Here is a 17,916-nt window from a genome sequence, read left to right as displayed (position 1 = left end):
GCGCCCTTTAGAAGTTGTAACCCATGCCCAAGGTGTAGGCCCAGGCGCCGTCGTCTCTGAATGCGTCATCGACGTCGCTGGAGCTGCTGAACAGCCACTGGTATTCCACGCGTCCCAGCAGATAGGTTTTCTCGCGTACGTAGTATTTGCCGCCCAGCTCGAGGCCGGCAAAACCACTGTCCTTGACGCCATCGCCGTAGATCACGCCGAGGCTTCCGCCAAGGAATGGTCTCATGCGCTCTGATGGCGCGAATTGGTAGTTGAGGTAACCACGGGTGGTGCCGTTCCAGAAGTCGTCTTTAATACTCTCTCCTTCGATGCTGGCGTAGTTGACGCTCTGCCGGGCGCCAACAATGAGGGGATCACGCAGATACCAGCCGATATCGGCCGAGGCACCAAAGCTGCTACTGTCGAGATTCTTGTCACTAATGCCTGTGCCGGAAATGGAGAACTCCCGATCACCGGCGGTACCACCGTACGGCCAAGAGTGATCTTGTGCGGAGGCTACGATCGGGGCTGCGCTCACGATGCCCACGAGAAAGGTTGTTGCTGTTAGGGCTTTCATTGCGTTCGTCCTCTTCTGTGTCCCTCCGGTTCGGTAGTCCGGAGGGCCTCTACCTTTGCCGGATTCCGCTGCGCGGAGGCCGGAGCGATGGAGTAACGCTTAGTTCGAAGTCTGAGCCCTCCGGTGCGTCCGGTCTGTACGGTGGTGCACCGAAGGGTAGGCGGGGGCTTTTTTTAAAGGGGCGCGGTGCCGGCCCTCGTTCTGATCCTCACAGACCAACAGGTTTCAACGAAGGGGGCTGATATGAATCGGCTGCGTAGACGGTTAAGAGCGCTGAGCAGCCCGGGTGGGCTGCGTCGTCATCCGGTGCTGGCAGCGGGGCTGGCGCTGATCGTTGTCCTGCTGATCATCGGTCTGGTCTTGCGGCCGATGTGACGGGGGCGGCCCGCCCAGGGTTCCAGGGTCTTTGACACGCAGCCACCGATGCGCCCACAATTAGACGGAACGGTCTATATAAAACGGGGGTGTAAGGTTGGCAGGCACGAAACGAGACACCCTGCTCGACACCGCCGAGCAGCTCTTCTACCGAGAGGGGTTCCACGCCACGGGTGTCGACCGGGTCATCGCCGAGGCGGGCGTCGCCCGGATGACACTCTACAACCACTTCCCCTCGAAAGAGGCGCTGATCCAGGCGGTTCTCGCCCGTCGGTACGAGCGCTATCTCGACGATCTGCGTAACGCCGCGGACCAGGCGGGGGCAGGTGATGCCGTCGGGGCGCTGACCGAGGCGCACTGCCGCTGGCTGGAGACGACCTCGAACCGTGGCTGCATCGTGATCAAAGCCATCGGCGAGTTCGAGCAGCACCAGCCGGCCATTGCCGAGCAGGGGCGTCGGCTCAAGCGCGAGCTGCTCCAGGTCATCGGTGATGCGGTCTCCCGGGACCGCTCGGCGAGCGATCCGCCCCTTGCCGAGCGCCTGCTGCTGGTGCTGGAGGGCGCCGACGCGCTGGCGCCGGTCCTCGGTGCCGCCGCCGTGACCGAACACCTGCGGGCCATCCTCCCCGCCGTACTCGCCAGCCGGAACGAGGTATGAGCATGCGAGCTGTCAATGCCACCGGTTTCGCCATCCTCGGCGCGGGGCTCATCGCCATCGCCTACGGGCTTGCGCGTTATGCGTACGGGTTGTTCGTCCCGTCGATTCGCTCGGAGCTCGGGTTGTCCGCCGACGCGGTCGGGGTCGTCGGATCCATGGCCTTTATCAGCTTCTGCCTGGCCAGCGTCGTGGCGCCACTGATTGTCGACCGGCTCGGCGCACGCTACTCGGCGGTGCTCTCCGGTCTGTTTGCTTTGGCCGGGCTGACCCTGATCAGCCAGGCCGGTGACGCGATCACCCTCGGCGCCGGGGTGTTTGCCTGCGGGATCTGTACCGGCCTGATGATGCCGGCCCTGTCCTCCGGCGTGCAGACGAACATTCGTCCGGACCTCCGCGGCCGCGTCAACGCCGTCATGAATGCCGGTACCAGTGCCGGCCTGATCCTCTGCGTGCCCGCCGTGCTTCTGCTCAGCGGCGCGTGGCGTATGGCCTACGGCTCTTTCGCGGTGCTCGCGGCCCTGGGCATTGTCGCGGCCCTCCTCCTGCTCCCTTCGGCCTCGAAGGTCGGTGGCGGAAAGGCCAAGCCGGCTCCCTTGCCGCTGGATACTCAGCGGTGGCTGACTGTCGGGCGGCTGACGGTGTTCTGCTTCGCCATGGGGGTGGCCGGTTCGGCCTACTGGATCTTCGCACCCGATTTGGTGGTCGAGATCGGCGGGCTGTCCGAGCGGTTGACCGGAATGCTCTGGCTCGTGGTCGGCATTGCCGGGCTCGCCGGCGCCTGGGCGAGCGACCTCGGCGATCGGCTGGGGGCGCCTGCCACCCAGGCCATCGCGTTGGTGGCTCTGGGGGCGGCGACGGCGCTGGTCGCCGCGGCACCGGGTGACGTGTGGATGGCACTGGTGTCGGCCGCCGTGTTCGGTTGGGCCTTCATGACCCTGACCGGGCTGTATCTGGTCACCGGCATCCGGCTGTTGCGCGAGCGCCCGTCCATGGGGCCGGTCGTGCCGTTCCTGGCCATCACCGTCGGGCAGGCTGTCGGATCGCCCTTGGTCGGGTGGGCCATCGGCAACGCGGGCTATGTGGAGGCGTTCCTGATGTTCGCAACGCTGGCGGTTCTGATTGCGGCCTTTTCGTTCCTGTTCCCCCGTCCTGCCAGCGACGCAGCGGATGAAGGGGGGGAGGGCGCGGCCGAGTCGCGGATGGCCGCGGCCCCTGCCACGTCGAAGCGGGCTATGCAGGATGGACAGTCCGAAACGGAATCCATCTGACGATGGATTGATTCTGCACAGCCCCGCCGGACGGCGGCGGTGCTGAACTCACGGATAACCCCAAGAGAGGAGAGCGGCTTCATGACCCAGGAAAGAGATGTCGTACTGCTGGACGGCGGGATGGGCCAGGAGCTCCGGCGGCGCAGCAGTCAGCCCGTCACACCGCTTTGGTCGGCCCAGGTCATGCTGGACGAGCCCGATCTGGTCACCGCCGCCCATCGTGATTTCATCCAGGCCGGCGCGCGGGTCATTACGGCCAATACCTATAGTGCGACGCCGCAGCGCCTGGCCCGCGACGGGGCGCCCGAGCTGTTCGATTCGCTCCATGCCGCTGCGCTGGACGCGGCCCGCCAGGCGCGCGACGCGTCCGGTCAGCAGGATGTGCGCATCGCCGGTTGCCTGCCGCCGCTGGTAGCCAGCTATCGCCCGGATGTGGCACCGAACGACGCCGACTGCCTCGAGGGCTATCGCCGCATGGTGGAGGCCCAGGCCCAGGCCCAGGGCGTCGATCTTTTCATCTGCGAGACGATGTCCCTGGCCCGCGAAGCGCGGGCGGCGACCGAGGCAGCGGTCGAGAGCAACCTACCGGTGTGGGTGGCCTTCACGGTGGACGATGGCGACGGTACGCGCCTGCGCTCGGGCGAATCGCTAATCCAGGCGGCCCAGGCGGTTGTGGCCGCCGGTGCCGAGCGCGTGCTGGTCAACTGCGCCATCCCCGAAGCGGTCACCACCGCGATGGGTGAACTCACCGGACTGGGGGTGCCGTTCGGCGGGTATGCCAACGCGTTCACCTCCGTGGCCGCGCTTCAGCCCGGTGGTACCGTGGATGTGCTCGAGTCGCGCACGGATCTGGACCCGGCCGCCTACGCCGAGCACGCGCTTCACTGGGTGGAACAGGGCGCGACCCTGGTGGGCGGTTGCTGCGAAGTGGGCCCGGCCCATATCGCGGAACTGGCGGAGCGATTGACTGCTGCGGGGTACCGGGTCGTGTCTTCCTGACCGCGCCGTCGAACGCTCGACCCCGGTCCCCCAGCACCCGCTCCTCTCAGGCGGAGCAGGTGCTGGGGGAACCGGGGCTTTGCGGTGGCCCCTGAAATGGGGCGATTACCGCATCCAGCGGCAGCGGCTCAGCGGCGGGGGGACACGTCCACGCCGGCCGCTGGCCGATCGCACGATCGCCACGCCCTGCTCGATGCGGAGCACCCAGACCGGATCGCCAGCGGTCAGTTCACCGCGATCCTCAAGCATGGCCGGGATGGGTGCGATCTCGGTGGTGGGCTGCACGTAGGGCGTGCCGTCTTCGGTGACGTCCACCTCGACAAGCTCGTACTCCCTTGCGGCCTCCTTCCGGAGGCGGTGATGCCGGCGTTGAAGGGCCGGGGGCAGAAAGCGCGCCGCCGCCGCGCCAACGAGCAGCGCAATCACGAACTGATGCACCTCGGCCAGGGCGAGACTGGCGACGGCTGCGGCCAGGCCGCCGAGCGCCGCGGCAAGCAGATACCCCCGCTGCAGGCTGGAGGGTCGGGCACCGAGGTCGATGGCCGCCAGGACGCCGGCAATCAGCAGCCAGACGAGCATGCCCTAGACGCGATCCCGTTTCAGGCGCTCTGCCGCGCGGCGGCGCGCCTCGTTTCGGGATAGCCTCCGGCCCGCCCGTTCCTGCTCGGCCGCCTCCAGGCGGTCGGCCTGCTCCTGATCGCCGTGACAGGCGCGGGTCAGAGCATCGTCTCCGCCCGGTGTCAGGCGACCGCCGCGCCGCTGGATGACGATGGCCGCGACGAGCGCCGCAAGCGCAAGACCGACCACCGTGAAGAGTTCAAACGCCAAAACTTGCGCCTCCGCCCGGCCTAGCGAGCAATCTAGCCGATTCTCCGGCCGTGAGCAAAGCGTGGGAGTCGGCTTTCGTCGATCGATCGGGTGCCCACCTTCATGACTCGGGGGGGGGGGGGCGCCTTAGTTGGAAAACGTAATGCGAATCGTTATCATTGGGGCGTTCTGAGCCAGCCAGGTGCATCGACACTCTCCGCGCCTAGCCAGCCATGAGTGGCCGAGTAACCGGTTGAGTCCCTGGTGACGACCCGGATCGGCCTTTGAGTTGGCAATCAGGAGGTCGAAGTCGATGCATCCGAGGCGATCGTGTACAGCCCCCTTTTTCAGGTCCCTTACGCTTTTCAGCGGTGGTTTGGTGACGCTCCTTCCCGTATCGTTGCCCGCCAAAGATGCGGATGACTTGCCTGTTGTGCGTGTCGAGTCCAGCGTCGATTCGCTGGGGCGGGGCTCGAGCCGCGAAGAATTCCAGAGGCGCCAGTCCTCGCGCAGCGGCGAGCTCTTTCGGGGTGATGCGTCAGCCACCGTAGGGGGCGGCAGTCGCAACGCCCAGCGCCTCTACCTGCGCGGGGTTGAGTCAAACAACCTCAACGTGACCGTCGATGGTGCTCGGCAAGGTCGCGACCTCCACCAGCACCGTGGTGGCCTAACCGGTCTCGATCCGCAGCTGCTCGATGACGTGGAAGTCGATACGCGGCCTGCGGCGGATCAAGGTCCCGGCGCGCTGGGTGGCAGCGTACGCTTCCGGACGGTCGACGCGCAGCAGCTCCTCGATCCTGATGAGCAGACGGGTGCACGCTTGAGGGCCGGTTACGCAACAGCCGATTCTTCCGAGCAGGGATCAGCCACTGTCTTTCAGCGGTTGGGTTTCGATTGGGGCGCCCTCGCCCATGTGAGTGGGGCGAACCGGGACGATTACGAGACCGGGGGCGGTGACAACATGCCGTACTCGGGCGGAGGCGATCGTAGCTACCTGCTGCAGGCTAGCCGAATGCCTGTGCACGGGCATGAACTGCGCCTCGGTGTCCAGCGGCACAGCTTTGAGGGCGATACGCTCTCCGGTGGGGCGGGCAGTGATTTTGGCGATCCCCGGGTAGAGCACCGAGGGGAGCCGGAAAAACAGGAGCTGCGACGGGACACGTGGACGGTGGAGCACCGTTACGACCCCACCGACCCCAACGTGGACTGGCAGGCACGGGTTTATCGCAACGATAATCGGCTCAAACGTCTGGATCAGGGCACCGAGACGCGCGCACTTGAGCACGGCGGCGATCTTCGCAACACCTTCTCCCTCAATGCCGGACCGACGCGTCACCAGCTCACCGCGGGTTTCGACTACTACACCGAGGATGGTCGTCTCGAGCAGGACGACGGCCCGCGGCTGAGCTACACGGACCGCAACTTCGGTGCCTTCCTGCAGAACCGCATGGAGTGGGAACGACTCCGCCTTTCGAGTGGCCTGCGTTTCGATGACTACACCAGTGCCCTGGGAGAGCGGAACCCCGAGGGTGACGCTTTTTCCCCCAACCTGAGTGCAGAACTCGATCTTGCGGCGGGCTGGGCGGTCTTCGGCGGTTACGGGGAGGCAGCCAGAGGTCCTGGCGGCACAATGCCCATCGGCTGGGTGCAGTACATCGAAGAGGGCAACGACGATCAGTCTTTAAAGACCGAGGAGTCCCGCCGCAGCGAGGGCGGCCTGCGGTATCAGGGCCGGGGTCTGGTCGCCTCCCGTGATCGCCTGAACCTCGAGGCGACGGTTTTCGAGACGCGCATCGACAACAGCCTTGAACGCGTTGGCGGTGGTCCCCCGCACCAATCGGGTGTTCGTCTCGGGCAGCGCGATGTCCGGATCAGCGGCTATGAGCTGCGGGCCGCATGGGGGGTGAATGCCTATGACACGCGGCTGTCGTTCCTGAGCGCCGAGACGGAGGACGACGATGGCGACCCGGCTGGGGTTAGCCGTCGTCTGGCCGGAAGTGGTGGTGATCGTCTGGTCTGGGATCACCGTTGGGCGGCTCATGAAACCCTGACCCTGGGGTATACGCTCACCTGGGTGGGGGATGACACCGATGTACCTGACGATGAGCCGGAGCGCGACGGTTATCACCTTCACGACATCCAGGTCCAGTGGCAGCCGTGGGCGGATGAGCAGGTCACGCTGGGGGTGGTCGTGAACAACCTCTTTGACGAACAGTATGCCGAGCACACATCGCTGGTGTCGGAGCAGGATGGTGAGCTGATTGTTCGCGATGAGCCGGGGCGGGATATCCGCCTGGAAGCGGCGCTGCGTTTTTGACTCTTGATGAAGCAGGACACCCGACCCCGCGCGCAAAAAGACTGCAGCGTTGGGCAGCCATCGTCCGCCGCCCAACGCGCTGTCCTGGAGGAGACCAAATCGTGAGGTGCCAAACATCATTCAAGAAATCGTTCGCTGCTCCCGTCGCGGGAGGACTGGTACTGGCTCTGGTATGGGTGAGTGGTGCCGATGAGGCCGCAGCAGAAGATCGCATCGCGGTGGAGCGGGAGGCCGAAGAATACTTCCGCTACCACGAGCGCATGCGCGGTTTTCAGCAGGCACTCAGAGATATTCTGGAAGACGCGTTAGACGGGGATATGGAGGCCGTTGAAGCGCATGCCCTCGAGGCCGTTCCGGGTGGTTCGCCCACAGAGGAGGGGGCACAGGAGCAACAGGGCGAACCGACCGAGGAAGAGGAGTCCAGGCGGGAAGCGCGTCGTGAGGCGACCCCAAGAGCTTTTCAAGGCATGATGCAAGAGACACACGGTCAATTCCGAAATTTGGCTCAGGATGCCCGTGAACTTGGTGATCCGGCGCATACCAAGCGGCAGCTGGTCGGTATACAAGATGTGTGTGTCTCCTGCCACAGCGCCTACCGTTTCGAGAAGCGCTGAGCTACCCCGTGGGGTTTAGGGAGCGCGGCCGGGGGCGCCTATCGGGGCCCCCAACCCGCGACGCCCCCTAGAACTGCACCTTGGCGCCGAGGCGCATGTCCCGTCCCGGCTCCCGCAGGTAGTCACTGTCCGCCACGGTCTCTCCGGCTTCGTACTGCGGTATCGCCGTATGGCCGGCGTACTCTTCATCGAACAGGTTGTGGACTACGAAGTAAACGGTGACATCCGTCTCGCCCGGGGGCTGCCACCGCATTTGCACGTCGTGGATGTTGTAGCCGTCACGTTCTCCATCCCCGGGGATCACCCGCTCCAGATCGGCGACCATCTTCAGGGTGTAGCCCACTTGGAAGGCGGGGTGGAGCTGGTAGACGTTGTCCCAGACGAGGCGGTCGCCCTGCGGGCCGACCGTCCGAACCAGCTGCTGACGTGCATCGGGGCGGCTGGTACCTAGCGCATTGCCACTGTCGAGGCCGCGGACCTTGTCGTGGGTGAAGCTCAATGCGCTGTAGAGGTCCTCCCCCCGCCACGCTGCCTTGAGGGTATAGCCCTCCGTGGTGATCTGTTCGTCGAGGTTGTAGACGCTCTGAGGCGTTTGTCGTCCCAGGTTCGTCGGCCGCTCGTACTCGTAGAGGATCAGATCGTCGATGTCGGTCCGGAACAGGGTGCCCGACAGCTCCAGATAGCCTCCGGCCAGCGGTTGCTCGGATTGGATGCCGGCCTCCGCCGTGGTGCTGGTCTGCGGCTCGTCGTAGTCGATCCGCGTTTCGGTGTCGATGTTGCGGTCCAAATGCAGTGCGACCGTCTCGGAGCGGCCCTGGGCGGACTCGCCGTAGCCGGCGAAGATCTCCGTGGAGGGGGTGGCCCAGTAGCCGATGCGGGCGTTGGTGGAGAGTTCCGAGAAATCCACCGACTCGCCGGGTTGCTCGTAGTCGGTCTCCATCCAGTCGCCGCGCAACCCGAAGGATAGATCCAGTCGCTCGCTCTCCAGCCGGTTCTGCACGAACAGCCCCTGAGCGTCGTAGGTCAGGATGTCTCCGTGGTCCGCCTCACCCGTGTCCTGGTACAGGTCACCGCCGACCGTCAGGCGGTTCTCACTGTGGCCCAGGGGACCGAGTGAGCCCCGTGCCAGGGTGGCGGTGTTGGCCAGGCGGCCGCCGACGCCGTCGCTGAGGAAACCGGTATCGTCGTCGCGATTCTCCCATTCGCTCTTGTTGCGATAGAGGTCGAACTCCAGGCCGACCCACCGCGTTTCCGGGTGGTACTCGTAGTTGAGGCTGGTGGTCTCCCGCACCATGCGCTGGTCGGCGATGTCGTCCTCGCGGATGTGCCCATCGGCGCCCCGGACCCGGTCGCCGGCATTCATTGGCAGTTCCCCCCGGTTCTCGTTTTCCTCGTAGCCGAGGCGGACCCGTTGGTTGTGGCCGTCGTCGGCGTTGAGCCGCAGCAACAGGTTGCGGTCGTCGTAGCCGGTGTACTCCTTGATATCCCCGCCGCCGACGCGGTAATCGTCCAATGAAGTGTAGCTGCCCCCGACCAGCAGGCCGACGCGATCCGTGGGTTGGATGGCGCCCGCGGCGCTGGTGGTCAGGGAATCGGCGGCGCTGCCCCGAACGCCGCGGGCGAAGCCCCCGTAGCCGGTCTCGGGATCGACCAGGTCGCCGGCGTCGATGGTCTCGAAGCGCACGGAGCCTCCGGTGGCCCCGTGGCCGTCATCGGCCGCCGGCGGACCGGGTTCGGCATCAGCCCGGCGCAGGAAGGCGGGGTCGATCCCGCTCAGGCCGCCGCGGTGGTTGTGCAGGTCGCGGCCCTGGCGGGCGCCGTCGATGGTGATCTGGGTTTGACTGCCCTCGATGCCGCGCAGATAGAGGCGCTGGGCCTGCCGCGGGCCGCTGACGTGGGTCTCGGAATCCCCACGGAAGAGGTCGTGCAGGCGATGGGATTGCTGGCGTGCGCTCCGCTCGGTGCCGCTGCCTTCCGTCTCCTCGGGGGGTTCGACCAAGACCTCCGGCAGTTCCGCCGGGGGGTCATCGGCTTTGACCGCCGCGCTGAGTGTAACGAGCGCGACCAGGCTGGAGTACGTGAACAGCGGCCGGATGGTGCGGATTTGTCTCGGGTGCATCGTGATCACTCTCCTCTTGGCCAGTCGTCAGCCCGTCCGGGGTGTGGAGTGCTCCACGAACGGACCCCGTATCGGGTTGGCTGGCTGGGTGCGGAGAGGGGGGGTGCACCTGGCTTGCTAAAATGGAATACAAAACGGTAGAAAGTGGCCCGCGGCGCAGTGCGTGAGAGGCGCCGGTACCTACTTGGTCAGGATGAGCTTGCCCTGGCGGGTTGCCCGGAGCTGGTAATCCTCGCCGCGGTGGTGGATGAGAACACGCTGCCCGCCGTTGAAGAGGGTCGCGCTGTCGATGCGCGGAATCTGCGGCCGCTGTTCCCGATCGGTGCCGGGGGCGCGGGCCTCTTGGTGTACGCGGGATTTCGTCGGCTCCTGATCCTCTCTGGTCATGGCTCCTTCCCTTCGATAGCCGTTCGTTTTTGCCCGTGTCTCCGGGCGCACACCCGCTTTAGTGCGGATGAGAATCATTGTCGGTAGCGATTCTAGCCCGCCGCGATGGGGCGGGCAAGCGATGGTTCCTGACCCGGGTCAGTATGCAGGGTTGACTCCGGAATACGAATCGTTATCGTTTACGTAATCCTAGCCAGCCGCCAGTCAGCGCGGGCCAGCCAGGTCTGGGAGGGGGTGCGCTTGATCTGCACCCGCCTTGACTGCTGGCTCTTTGGCCTGACTGGAGGTGGCAATGGGGTACAGATCCTGTGGAGCGCTGGGGCGGTGCCGGTCGATGGGTCTGGCCTGCCTTGGCTTGGGCCTGTGTACCGGAAGCGGTGTGGTCTGGCCTGCCGGGAACGATGGGGAGGGCCGTAGCGACGCGGGGCTGGATCATGTCGTGGTGACCTCCGCCCTGGATGCAGTGCGCCGCGAGCAGGCGCCTGCCGGCTACAGCGAGGTTTCCCGGGAGGACATCGCGCGTCGGCCGGTCACCACCCTGGACGAGATCCTGCGCGATACCCCGGGTGTGGACACCACGGCCGTCCGGGGTGGTCGCGAACGGCCCCAGATCCGGGGGCTTGAGCCTCGCCATACGCTGATGCTGATCAACGGGCGTCGGCTCAATAACCTCGACGAACTCTTCCCGCACAATGATTTCCGCACCGGTGCTCTGCCACCCACCGCCGCCATCGAACGCGTCGAGGTGGTCCGTAATCCCGCCTCTGCCGTGCACGGGGCCGACGCGCTCGGTGGCGTCATCAACATCATCACTCGGCCCCCCACCGATGAGTGGCAAGGCACCGCAACCGCCCGTTTCGGCAGCCTGGATTCGGGCTATGACGGCGAGGAGCAGCATTACTCGCTGTTTGCCGGTGGGCCACTCAGTGAGCGCTGGAGTGCGATGGCGGGTCTGGACTTTGTCGATACCGAGCCGGCGTTGCTGCCCGATTATCACGACGACAGCGAAGACCAGTACTACCAAGAGGGGCGCGAGGCGCTAAGCGGCTACACAAGCCTGTTCTACGATCTGGCTCCCGGGCAAGAGCTCGAATTCTTCCTCAGTGCAGGGGAAGAGGAGCGGACCGGGCGGGACCAGCCCCGGGACGAGGAACTCCCCCCGTGGCAGCAGATGTACGGCGCGATCTGGGATCTGGATGAGCTTGGCGACGCGCCTACGCGCGTCGAATGGACTCGCTACGCGTTTGGCGCGGCCTACGAACTGGAACGCACGGATTGGGATGGCCAGGTTCAGCTCTACCGCTCCCGCGTGGAGGCCGAGGAACCGGAGCGGGAGCAAATCCGAGCATTTGTCGACTGGCCGCCAGCATCTCCCGGAGAAAGCCCGTCTTCCGATCAAGAAGCGGTGCCGGTCTTTGAAATGGCGCCCCGCGAAATGCAGCACACCGAGGATATCGCGCAGGCGCGCGGTGGGCTGTGGTGGAGCGAGCTGCAGCGTCTGAGCGCGGTTGTTGATTATCGGCGCGAGACCTTCGAGCGGGAGGTGGCTGACGAGCCCGAGGTACCCCGAAAGCGGGCCCACCATTACGGCGTGGGGCTCGAGAACCGCAGCCACCTGCTCGGTGATCGCCTGTTGGTCACCCTTGGTGCCCGCCTGGACGGGCACAGCGAGTATGGCGGGGAAGTGAGCCCCCGGGTTAGCGGCGTATACGCCATCAACGACGAGGTACGGATCAAGGCTGATTACGCGGAGGGGTTCGCCGCACCTAACCTGCTCCAGCTCTCCGAGGATTACGAGATGGACCACTCGCACATGCCGGACCCGGAGGCGCAATTCCATCTCTACGGCAACCCGGACCTCGACCCGGAACGCTCCCGCAGCTACAGCCTGGCCCTGGAGCGGATCAGCGACCATCGCCGCGCGGCCATTACGCTGTTCCGCACCGAGGTGGAGGATCAGATTGTCGAGCAGCGGACGGGTGAGGCGCGACCCGACGGAGCCCATGTGCGCCGCTACGACAACATCGACGAGGCCCGCACCAAGGGGGTGGAACTGGACGCCGGCTGGCGCTGGCCGGACGGGAGCCAGGTCCGTGCCAACTACACCTACCTGGCCGCCCACGATCGAGAGACCGGCGACCGGCTTGAGAGCCGCCCGCGTCAGCGCGCCAGCCTGCTTGCCGAGACACCGCCTTGGTTCAGAGCCATGGCTCACACGCGGGTCGAGCATGTCGGTGACCAGGCCGGAATCGGCGAGCCTTATACGCTGCTGCACTTGGGGCTGCGCCAGCAACTGCCGGCGGGGGTCACCTTGGGCATCGGCGTCGAGAACGCCACCGATGAACGCCCCTACGGCACGGATCCCGCGCAGGTCGGCCTCTCTCGTGAGTCAGACGAGGCGAGTCACCTTTACGGCCTGATGCCGGATCCAGTGCGCGGGCGCTTCTACTACGTGTCCGCGGAACTCGACTGGTAGGGGGGGTACCATGCGCGATCTGCTGGGAAGCCTTTACCCCGCGGTTACGAGCGATCCGTTGCGCTACGCGTTCACCGCGCGCAGCCCGGTCATGCCCCGGCAGGACAAACAATCGGTATCTGCGCCAGAGATCCCCGACCACTGGGCCGGGGTGGCGCAGCGGGAGCCGGCGGCCGGCAAGCGTCTGGCCTACGTGCACATCCCCTTCTGCAGGGGCAACTGCCTGTACTGCGGCTTTTACCGCCACCGCTCCGCGGCGCCGCGCCTGAGCCGGTATATCGACTGGCTGATCGAGGAGATTCGGCTTGATGCGGGTCAGCCACTGGTCGGGGAGCGGCCCATCCAGGCGGTGTATCTGGGTGGTGGTACGCCTAGCGACCTGCCGGCGGAAGATCTGGCGCGGCTGCTGGAGGTGCTCCGCGAGTACCTACCTCTCGCCGCAGATTGCGAGATTACTCTGGAAGCCCGCGTCGTCGGGTTAAACGAGGAGAAGGTCCGCGCCGCCTTTGCCGGCGGGGTCAATCGGGTCTCGGTCGGTGTGCAGAGCTTTGATACCGAGGTGCGCCGCCGACAGGGCCGCATCGCCACCGCGCAGGAGGTGGCCGAGCGCCTTGCGCTGCTATCCAGCGAAGAGCAGGGCGCCGTGATCACCGACCTGATGTTCGGTCTGCCGGGGCAGGACATGGACAGCTGGCACCGTGATCTGGACAGCTGTCAGGAGCTGGGGCTGGACGGCCTGGACACCTACGCGCTCAAGCTCATCCCGGGGACTCCGCTGCAAAAGCAGGTCGAGCGCGGGAGCATCGAGCAGCCGGCCGGGCTCCCGGAGCAGGCAGCGTTCTACGCGGAGGCGGTCGAGGCGCTGACGGCTGCGGGTTGGCGGCAGATCAGTAACAGCCACTGGGCCCGGACGCCGCGCGAGCGCAACCTCTACAACCTCCTGATCAAGTCCGGCGCCGAGACACTCGCTTTCGGTGCCGGAGCCGGCGGCAGTCGAGAGCCCTACAGCTACGCCAACACCCCGGATCTGGAGGCCTACGAGCGAGCTGTCTCCCGGGGTGACAAACCGGTGGCCATGATGCGGGTTTCGGATGCCCTGCAGCCCCTTCGTGACGCCTTGATGGGCGGCGTTGAGGTTGGTCGTCTCGAGGTGCCTGCCCTCCGTGCGCGCATGCCGATGCCGGTCCGGGCCGATCCACGGCCCGGGCAACTGATCGAGCGTTGGGTGGAAGCGGGTTTAGTCGTATGGAGCGGCGAGGACCTCCATCTGACGGTGGCAGGGCGGTTCTGGGCGCCGAATCTCATTTCGGGTTTTCAGCAGATTTGTGGCCAGGCACTGGATGCCGAGAGGAGGGTACATGCAGGTTGAGGACACGAGGCAGCGGGCCCATGCGGCCGTCCGTCAGGAGCTTGCGGAACAACCGGATGCGGTGATCGAGGAGGTGGCTCGCCGTCACGGGCTGCCTCCCCTCGATGCCACCCGCTGCCTGCCGGGGTCGTTCTGGTGCGAGGTTTCCGGCGAGCACTTCGAGTCGGTGCTCCAAGAGGTGAGTGACTGGGGCGAGGTTCTGGTCATCGTTCACAACCAGGATCTGATCCTGGAGGTCCGGTGCCGTATGCCGCCCGGCCAGTGTGCCCACGGGTTCTACAACCTGAAGGGACAGGGGGCTTTGGGAGGCCATCTGCGTCCTGAACGGTGCGCCGCGATTCTCCTGGTCCGTCGTCCCTTCATGGGGTGCGATACGGCTTCGCTGCAGTTCTTCAACACGGAAGGGGAGGGCATGTTCAAGATCTTCCTCGGGCGAGACGAGCAAAGGCGCGTGCGACCGGATCAGCTGCAGCGTTTCCAGACCCTGGCTGCGGAAAGAACCGGTCGTCCGCGCCTGTGGGTCGGGGACGGCGAGGAGGCGCCATGACTATGCGGACGGTGCTGTTGTTCGGGGCCACGCGGGGCGTGGGATGGTTGCTGGCCGAGCGTCTGCGGGACCGCGGCCGAAGGGTGGTGGCGCTCGCCCGTGCCTTGCAGCAGGCCGAGGGACTCGAGCGGTTGGGGGTCGATGTCATCGAGGGCGATGTCACCGATGCGGATTCGGTGCCCCGTGCGTTCGAGGCTGCGGGCCGGGGCGCAGCCGTGGTCTCGACGGTGTCCGGGATGCTCGAGAGGGGCCGCTTCGTGGATGAGATGGGGAACATGCTGATCACGGATGCGGCCCGCGGCTGGGATCCCTACCGTGTGGTGCTTGTCACCGCCATCGGCTGCGGTGAAACGCGCCCCTACCGATCGCGCCAGGCGATCGAGGCGTTCGGGCAGATCGTCGATGCCAAGACCCGCGCGGAGAACTATCTGCGGGGTTCGGGGCTGCCCCACTTGCTGATCCGTCCCGGCGGTTTGCTGGATGGGCCACCGTCGGGGCAGGCCGAACTTACGCGGGCCGTTGATGCCCACGGCAACATCCGGCGTGCCGATCTCGCGGCATTGCTTGAGGCGGTCATCGACCAGCAGGACGGTGATGGTCAGGCCTTCTCGGCCATTGATCCGACCCAGCCCTCCGCGGCGCGGCGACGCCAAACCGTAGATCCGGAGAAGGGGGCGTCGCCATGAGCACCATCGACCCCCGCGTTTCGGACCTCAGTGCAGCCTCAGCGCCAGGGTCCCTCCGGCGAGGCCGTCGTTATTGGTCCGTCTCGGATCTGGTGATGGTGGGCACCTTCGCCGCGTTGGCGAAGGTTACCGGACTGCTGATCGTGCTCTTCGGCGGCGGCATGAATCCGGTCACGCTCATGGCCAGCAGCATCGTATCGACGGCGCTGCTTCTGGTGCTACTGCACAGGGTCCAGCGCCTGGGCACGTTGACCATCTTTCTGCTGGTCAGTGCCGTGGTTGACATCCTGATCCTCGGTGGTAATCCGGTACGCATACCGGCGTCGTTGCTAGCCGGTGTTCTAGCCGAGGGGGTCATCTGGCTGCTCGGCGGTTATCGGCGCATGGTCGGGTTGCTGATCGGGATCGCCGTCCATGAGTTCCTGGTCCGTGCCATCAGTCTCGGGGTGGGCGCATTGATGGTTCGCGAGGAGCCACGTCTGCTGATGATGGTTGCCGCTGTGGTGACGTTGAGTTATCTGGGCAGCCTGCTCGGACTATGGCTGGGTCGACGGTTCATTCAGGAGCTGCGTCATGCCGGTATCATCCATCACTGATGCGCCCGAGGGGCGGCAGACCCCGCTGCACCGGGTGTCGATGCGGACCAAGATGCTGATCAGCGTAGCTGCTGCGGTAACCGTAATCGTGCTCGAGTCGCCGGGGGTGCTGCTGAGCCTGTTCGCCGTCAGTGCTGCCTACGCCGCTCTGACTCGACGGTACGGGATCCTGATCGGGGCCTACCTGCTCTTCGCGATCCTCTGGCTCATGGCTATGGGGTTCATGCAGCTGATGGGGCTCGTCCTCCCGCGGCTGGGTTATGGCGACATCGCCGACGTCATCGTTCCATTCCTCCGCTCAGCGATTCTGCTCAATACCGTGCTGGCGATGGCGCTGTCATCCCGCGTCCAGGGGGCACTGTCCGCCCTGAAGTCGCTGTACCTGCCGTATTGGCTCTACCTGCCCGCGGTCTCCATGGTGCGCTTCGTACCGGCGTTCCTTTTCGATATCCGGCAGGTCGGTGAGTCGGTGCGGCTCAAGGGGTATAAGCCCGGCCCATTCCTGCTGTTGCGCCACCCGATTGCCTCGCTGCGCTTGATCTTCATGCCGTTGCTCTTCCGCGCGCTGCGAACCGCGGATGACCTCGCGGTGGCCGCGGAACTCAAGGGGCTCGGTGGCGGCACACAGGCGTCTCGCTATCGTGCGGACCGTCTCCGTAGCTCGGACTGGGCATTCCTGGTCATGGCGGCCCTGGTGGTCGCCGGTTCGCTGTGGCTCGAACAAGGAGCGGGGTGGTCATGATCACGTTAGACGACATCACCTACATCTATCCGTTCCAGAGTCAGGCTGCGTTAACCGGGGTTCGCCTGCACGTGGCCCGCGGCGAGGCCATCGCAGTCACGGGCGCTTCGGGGTGTGGTAAGAGCTCTCTGGTTCGCGTCATCAATGGCCTGATCCCGCACCATTACCAGGGCGAGTGGGACGGGCAGGCCCGAATTGCCGGTTACAGCCCCCGGGAAGCCAGCCTGGCCGAGATCAGCAGCCGGGTCGGCACGCTGTTTCAGGACCCCGAGCAGCAGTTCTTCGCGTTGCATGTAGAAGATGAGCTGGCCTTCGCGCACGAGCAGCGCGGCGAGGACCCCGCGGTCATTGAGGCGCGGGTGCGTTGGGCGATGGGGCGGTTCCAGCTGACCGGTCTGGCCGATGCCAGTGTCTACGACCTTTCCGACGGGCAGAAGCAGCGGGTGGGGCTGGCTGAAGTGATGTCGCGTGCCCCGTCCGTCCTGGTTCTGGATGAACCGACCGCCAATCTCGACCCTGAAGCGACCCGCGAGCTTGCTGACCACCTCGCTGAACTGCGCGAGGAGGGCGTCACGTTGGTGATTGTCGACCACCGGCTCTATTGGTTGACCGATTTGGTCGACCGCATCCTGGTCATGGAGGGGGGGTGTCTGGCTATGTCCGGGTCCGCATCGGAAGTCGCGCGGGAGCGGCTTCGTTTTGGGCTGCGTCGGCTCGAGGTGGTGGATCAGCGCGGTGCACTGCCTGAAGTTCCTGCGTCCGGCGAGGGGCATCTACGGGTTTCCGGACTCGCCTTCGCTTATCGCAACGGGCCGACGGTGATCAAGGGCATGGACCTTTGCCTGCCCTCCGGGGAGATTGTCGGGGTCCTCGGCCCCAACGGGGCCGGTAAGACGACCCTGGCCCGGCTACTGACCGGCCTGCTGAGGCCGGATGCCGGCGAAATCCGGGTACGAGGCCGCGTCCTGAGCGGCTGCGCGCTGATGCACCGTACGAGTGTGGTTCTCCAGAACACCGACCATCAGCTGCACATGCGCACGGTGGAGGAAGAGATCACGAGCGCCGCGCAAGGGGCTCGAGTGCAAACAGACCCGGCCTGGATCGCAGGGCTGCTGCACGAGTATGGACTGACCGCTTTAAGGCACCGCCACCCGCAGTCTTTATCCGGTGGCGAGAAGCAGCGACTGGTCGTGGCATGCGGTCACGCCCGCAAGCCAGAGCTGTTCGTGCTGGATGAGCCCACCAGCGGGTTGGATGGCGCCAACCTGGCGATCATCGTGCAGAATCTGCAGCGCATCGCCGACTCTGGCACATGCGTGATGGTGATCACGCACGATCTGGAGTTGATCGAATGCGCGTGCACACGTCAGCTGACCCTCCCCGGTTGCTGA

Annotated in this window: 18 protein-coding genes; 13 read left to right on the top strand and 5 right to left on the bottom strand. The window is 65.7% G+C overall.

Features of this window, described 5'->3' with window-relative positions; all coding sequences use genetic code 11:
* Positions 1 to 7: 7 nt before the first annotated feature.
* Positions 8 to 565: an outer membrane beta-barrel protein gene (locus tag HHAL_RS02020; protein WP_011813212.1), complete on the bottom strand. Its 558-nt coding sequence runs from the start codon at positions 563 to 565 to the stop codon at positions 8 to 10.
* Between the two features lie 243 nt (positions 566 to 808).
* On the opposite strand from HHAL_RS02020, the gene HHAL_RS13635 reads away from it, so the two are divergent.
* From HHAL_RS13635 to HHAL_RS02005, 4 genes are all read left to right on the top strand, one after another.
* Positions 809 to 940 (top strand): hypothetical protein, encoded by a 132-nt coding sequence (locus HHAL_RS13635; RefSeq protein WP_276569384.1) that lies wholly within the window; start codon positions 809 to 811, stop codon positions 938 to 940.
* Between the two features lie 97 nt (positions 941 to 1,037).
* Positions 1,038 to 1,598 (top strand): TetR/AcrR family transcriptional regulator, encoded by a 561-nt coding sequence (locus HHAL_RS02015; RefSeq protein WP_011813211.1) that lies wholly within the window; start codon positions 1,038 to 1,040, stop codon positions 1,596 to 1,598.
* Positions 1,595 to 2,866 carry an MFS transporter gene (locus HHAL_RS02010; protein WP_144446068.1) on the top strand — a complete coding sequence of 424 codons (1,272 nt, stop codon included), beginning with the start codon at positions 1,595 to 1,597 and terminating at the stop codon, positions 2,864 to 2,866. Before HHAL_RS02015 ends, HHAL_RS02010 begins: the two co-directional genes overlap by 4 nt.
* Positions 2,867 to 2,947: 81 nt before the next feature.
* On the top strand, positions 2,948 to 3,865 hold the full coding sequence (locus HHAL_RS02005; RefSeq protein ID WP_011813209.1) for a homocysteine S-methyltransferase family protein: 918 nt from the start codon (positions 2,948 to 2,950) through the stop codon (positions 3,863 to 3,865).
* 105 nt (positions 3,866 to 3,970) lie between these two features.
* Here HHAL_RS02005 and HHAL_RS02000 read toward each other — a convergent pair whose 3' ends face one another.
* Positions 3,971 to 4,444, bottom strand: coding sequence for a hypothetical protein (locus HHAL_RS02000; RefSeq protein WP_011813208.1), 474 nt, complete (start codon positions 4,442 to 4,444; stop codon positions 3,971 to 3,973).
* A 3-nt stretch (positions 4,445 to 4,447) separates the two neighbouring features.
* On the bottom strand, positions 4,448 to 4,693 hold the full coding sequence (locus HHAL_RS01995; RefSeq protein ID WP_011813207.1) for a hypothetical protein: 246 nt from the start codon (positions 4,691 to 4,693) through the stop codon (positions 4,448 to 4,450).
* Positions 4,694 to 5,105: 412 nt separating this feature from the next.
* On the opposite strand from HHAL_RS01995, the gene HHAL_RS01990 reads away from it, so the two are divergent.
* Together HHAL_RS01990 and HHAL_RS12850 are read left to right on the top strand one after the other, a co-directional pair.
* On the top strand, positions 5,106 to 6,989 hold the full coding sequence (locus HHAL_RS01990) for a TonB-dependent receptor domain-containing protein (protein ID WP_049751377.1): 1,884 nt from the start codon (positions 5,106 to 5,108) through the stop codon (positions 6,987 to 6,989).
* 101 nt (positions 6,990 to 7,090) lie between these two features.
* Positions 7,091 to 7,603, top strand: a complete 513-nt coding sequence (locus HHAL_RS12850) for a cytochrome c (protein ID WP_011813205.1) — start codon at positions 7,091 to 7,093, stop codon at positions 7,601 to 7,603.
* 67 nt (positions 7,604 to 7,670) lie between these two features.
* Here the strand turns inward: HHAL_RS12850 and HHAL_RS01980 are convergent, their stop codons facing one another.
* Positions 7,671 to 9,722 (bottom strand): TonB-dependent receptor plug domain-containing protein, encoded by a 2,052-nt coding sequence (locus HHAL_RS01980; RefSeq protein WP_011813204.1) that lies wholly within the window; start codon positions 9,720 to 9,722, stop codon positions 7,671 to 7,673.
* A 180-nt stretch (positions 9,723 to 9,902) separates the two neighbouring features.
* Entirely contained in the window at positions 9,903 to 10,109 is a 207-nt protein-coding gene (gene hemP, locus HHAL_RS01975) for a hemin uptake protein HemP (protein WP_011813203.1), read from the bottom strand.
* Between the two features lie 379 nt (positions 10,110 to 10,488).
* Between hemP and HHAL_RS01970 the strand changes: the two genes are divergently transcribed.
* Genes HHAL_RS01970 through HHAL_RS01940 form a run of 7 tightly spaced genes read left to right on the top strand, consistent with a single transcriptional unit; the run spans position 10,489 to position 17,916 of the window.
* Positions 10,489 to 12,585 carry a TonB-dependent receptor plug domain-containing protein gene (locus tag HHAL_RS01970; protein ID WP_187147873.1) on the top strand — a complete coding sequence of 699 codons (2,097 nt, stop codon included), beginning with the start codon at positions 10,489 to 10,491 and terminating at the stop codon, positions 12,583 to 12,585.
* Between the two features lie 10 nt (positions 12,586 to 12,595).
* Positions 12,596 to 13,954: a heme anaerobic degradation radical SAM methyltransferase ChuW/HutW gene (gene hutW, locus HHAL_RS01965; protein ID WP_011813201.1), complete on the top strand. Its 1,359-nt coding sequence runs from the start codon at positions 12,596 to 12,598 to the stop codon at positions 13,952 to 13,954.
* On the top strand, positions 13,944 to 14,501 hold the full coding sequence (gene hutX, locus HHAL_RS01960; RefSeq protein WP_011813200.1) for a heme utilization cystosolic carrier protein HutX: 558 nt from the start codon (positions 13,944 to 13,946) through the stop codon (positions 14,499 to 14,501). The genes hutW and hutX overlap by 11 nt, the downstream gene beginning before the upstream one ends.
* Complete coding sequence (locus HHAL_RS01955; RefSeq protein WP_011813199.1) at positions 14,498 to 15,187, top strand: SDR family oxidoreductase; 690 nt, start codon at positions 14,498 to 14,500, stop codon at positions 15,185 to 15,187. The genes hutX and HHAL_RS01955 overlap by 4 nt, the downstream gene beginning before the upstream one ends.
* Positions 15,184 to 15,783 carry an MptD family putative ECF transporter S component gene (locus tag HHAL_RS01950; RefSeq protein ID WP_011813198.1) on the top strand — a complete coding sequence of 200 codons (600 nt, stop codon included), beginning with the start codon at positions 15,184 to 15,186 and terminating at the stop codon, positions 15,781 to 15,783. The genes HHAL_RS01955 and HHAL_RS01950 overlap by 4 nt, the downstream gene beginning before the upstream one ends.
* Positions 15,761 to 16,525 carry an energy-coupling factor transporter transmembrane component T family protein gene (locus HHAL_RS01945; protein ID WP_011813197.1) on the top strand — a complete coding sequence of 255 codons (765 nt, stop codon included), beginning with the start codon at positions 15,761 to 15,763 and terminating at the stop codon, positions 16,523 to 16,525. The genes HHAL_RS01950 and HHAL_RS01945 overlap by 23 nt, the downstream gene beginning before the upstream one ends.
* Positions 16,522 to 17,916, top strand: a complete 1,395-nt coding sequence (locus HHAL_RS01940; RefSeq protein WP_011813196.1) for an ABC transporter ATP-binding protein — start codon at positions 16,522 to 16,524, stop codon at positions 17,914 to 17,916. Before HHAL_RS01945 ends, HHAL_RS01940 begins: the two co-directional genes overlap by 4 nt.

The sequence above is a fragment of the Halorhodospira halophila SL1 genome (genome assembly GCF_000015585.1).
GTDB lineage: Bacteria > Pseudomonadota > Gammaproteobacteria > Nitrococcales > Halorhodospiraceae > Halorhodospira > Halorhodospira halophila.
The sequence above is the reverse complement of the archived record's forward strand: the minus strand, read 5'-3'. Positions and strand labels throughout refer to the sequence as shown.

Coding starts and splice junctions, on each gene's coding strand:
- HHAL_RS02020 (WP_011813212.1), bottom strand. CDS start 565: ATGAAAGCCCTAACAGCAACAACCTTTCTCGTGGGCATCGTGAGCGCA.
- HHAL_RS13635 (WP_276569384.1), top strand. CDS start 809: ATGAATCGGCTGCGTAGACGGTTAAGAGCGCTGAGCAGCCCGGGTGGG.
- HHAL_RS02010 (WP_144446068.1), top strand. CDS start 1,595: ATGAGCATGCGAGCTGTCAATGCCACCGGTTTCGCCATCCTCGGCGCG.
- HHAL_RS02005 (WP_011813209.1), top strand. CDS start 2,948: ATGACCCAGGAAAGAGATGTCGTACTGCTGGACGGCGGGATGGGCCAG.
- HHAL_RS02000 (WP_011813208.1), bottom strand. CDS start 4,444: ATGCTCGTCTGGCTGCTGATTGCCGGCGTCCTGGCGGCCATCGACCTC.
- HHAL_RS01980 (WP_011813204.1), bottom strand. CDS start 9,722: ATGCACCCGAGACAAATCCGCACCATCCGGCCGCTGTTCACGTACTCC.
- hemP (WP_011813203.1), bottom strand. CDS start 10,109: ATGACCAGAGAGGATCAGGAGCCGACGAAATCCCGCGTACACCAAGAG.
- hutW (WP_011813201.1), top strand. CDS start 12,596: ATGCGCGATCTGCTGGGAAGCCTTTACCCCGCGGTTACGAGCGATCCG.
- hutX (WP_011813200.1), top strand. CDS start 13,944: ATGCAGGTTGAGGACACGAGGCAGCGGGCCCATGCGGCCGTCCGTCAG.
- HHAL_RS01955 (WP_011813199.1), top strand. CDS start 14,498: ATGACTATGCGGACGGTGCTGTTGTTCGGGGCCACGCGGGGCGTGGGA.
- HHAL_RS01950 (WP_011813198.1), top strand. CDS start 15,184: ATGAGCACCATCGACCCCCGCGTTTCGGACCTCAGTGCAGCCTCAGCG.
- HHAL_RS01945 (WP_011813197.1), top strand. CDS start 15,761: ATGCCGGTATCATCCATCACTGATGCGCCCGAGGGGCGGCAGACCCCG.
- HHAL_RS01940 (WP_011813196.1), top strand. CDS start 16,522: ATGATCACGTTAGACGACATCACCTACATCTATCCGTTCCAGAGTCAG.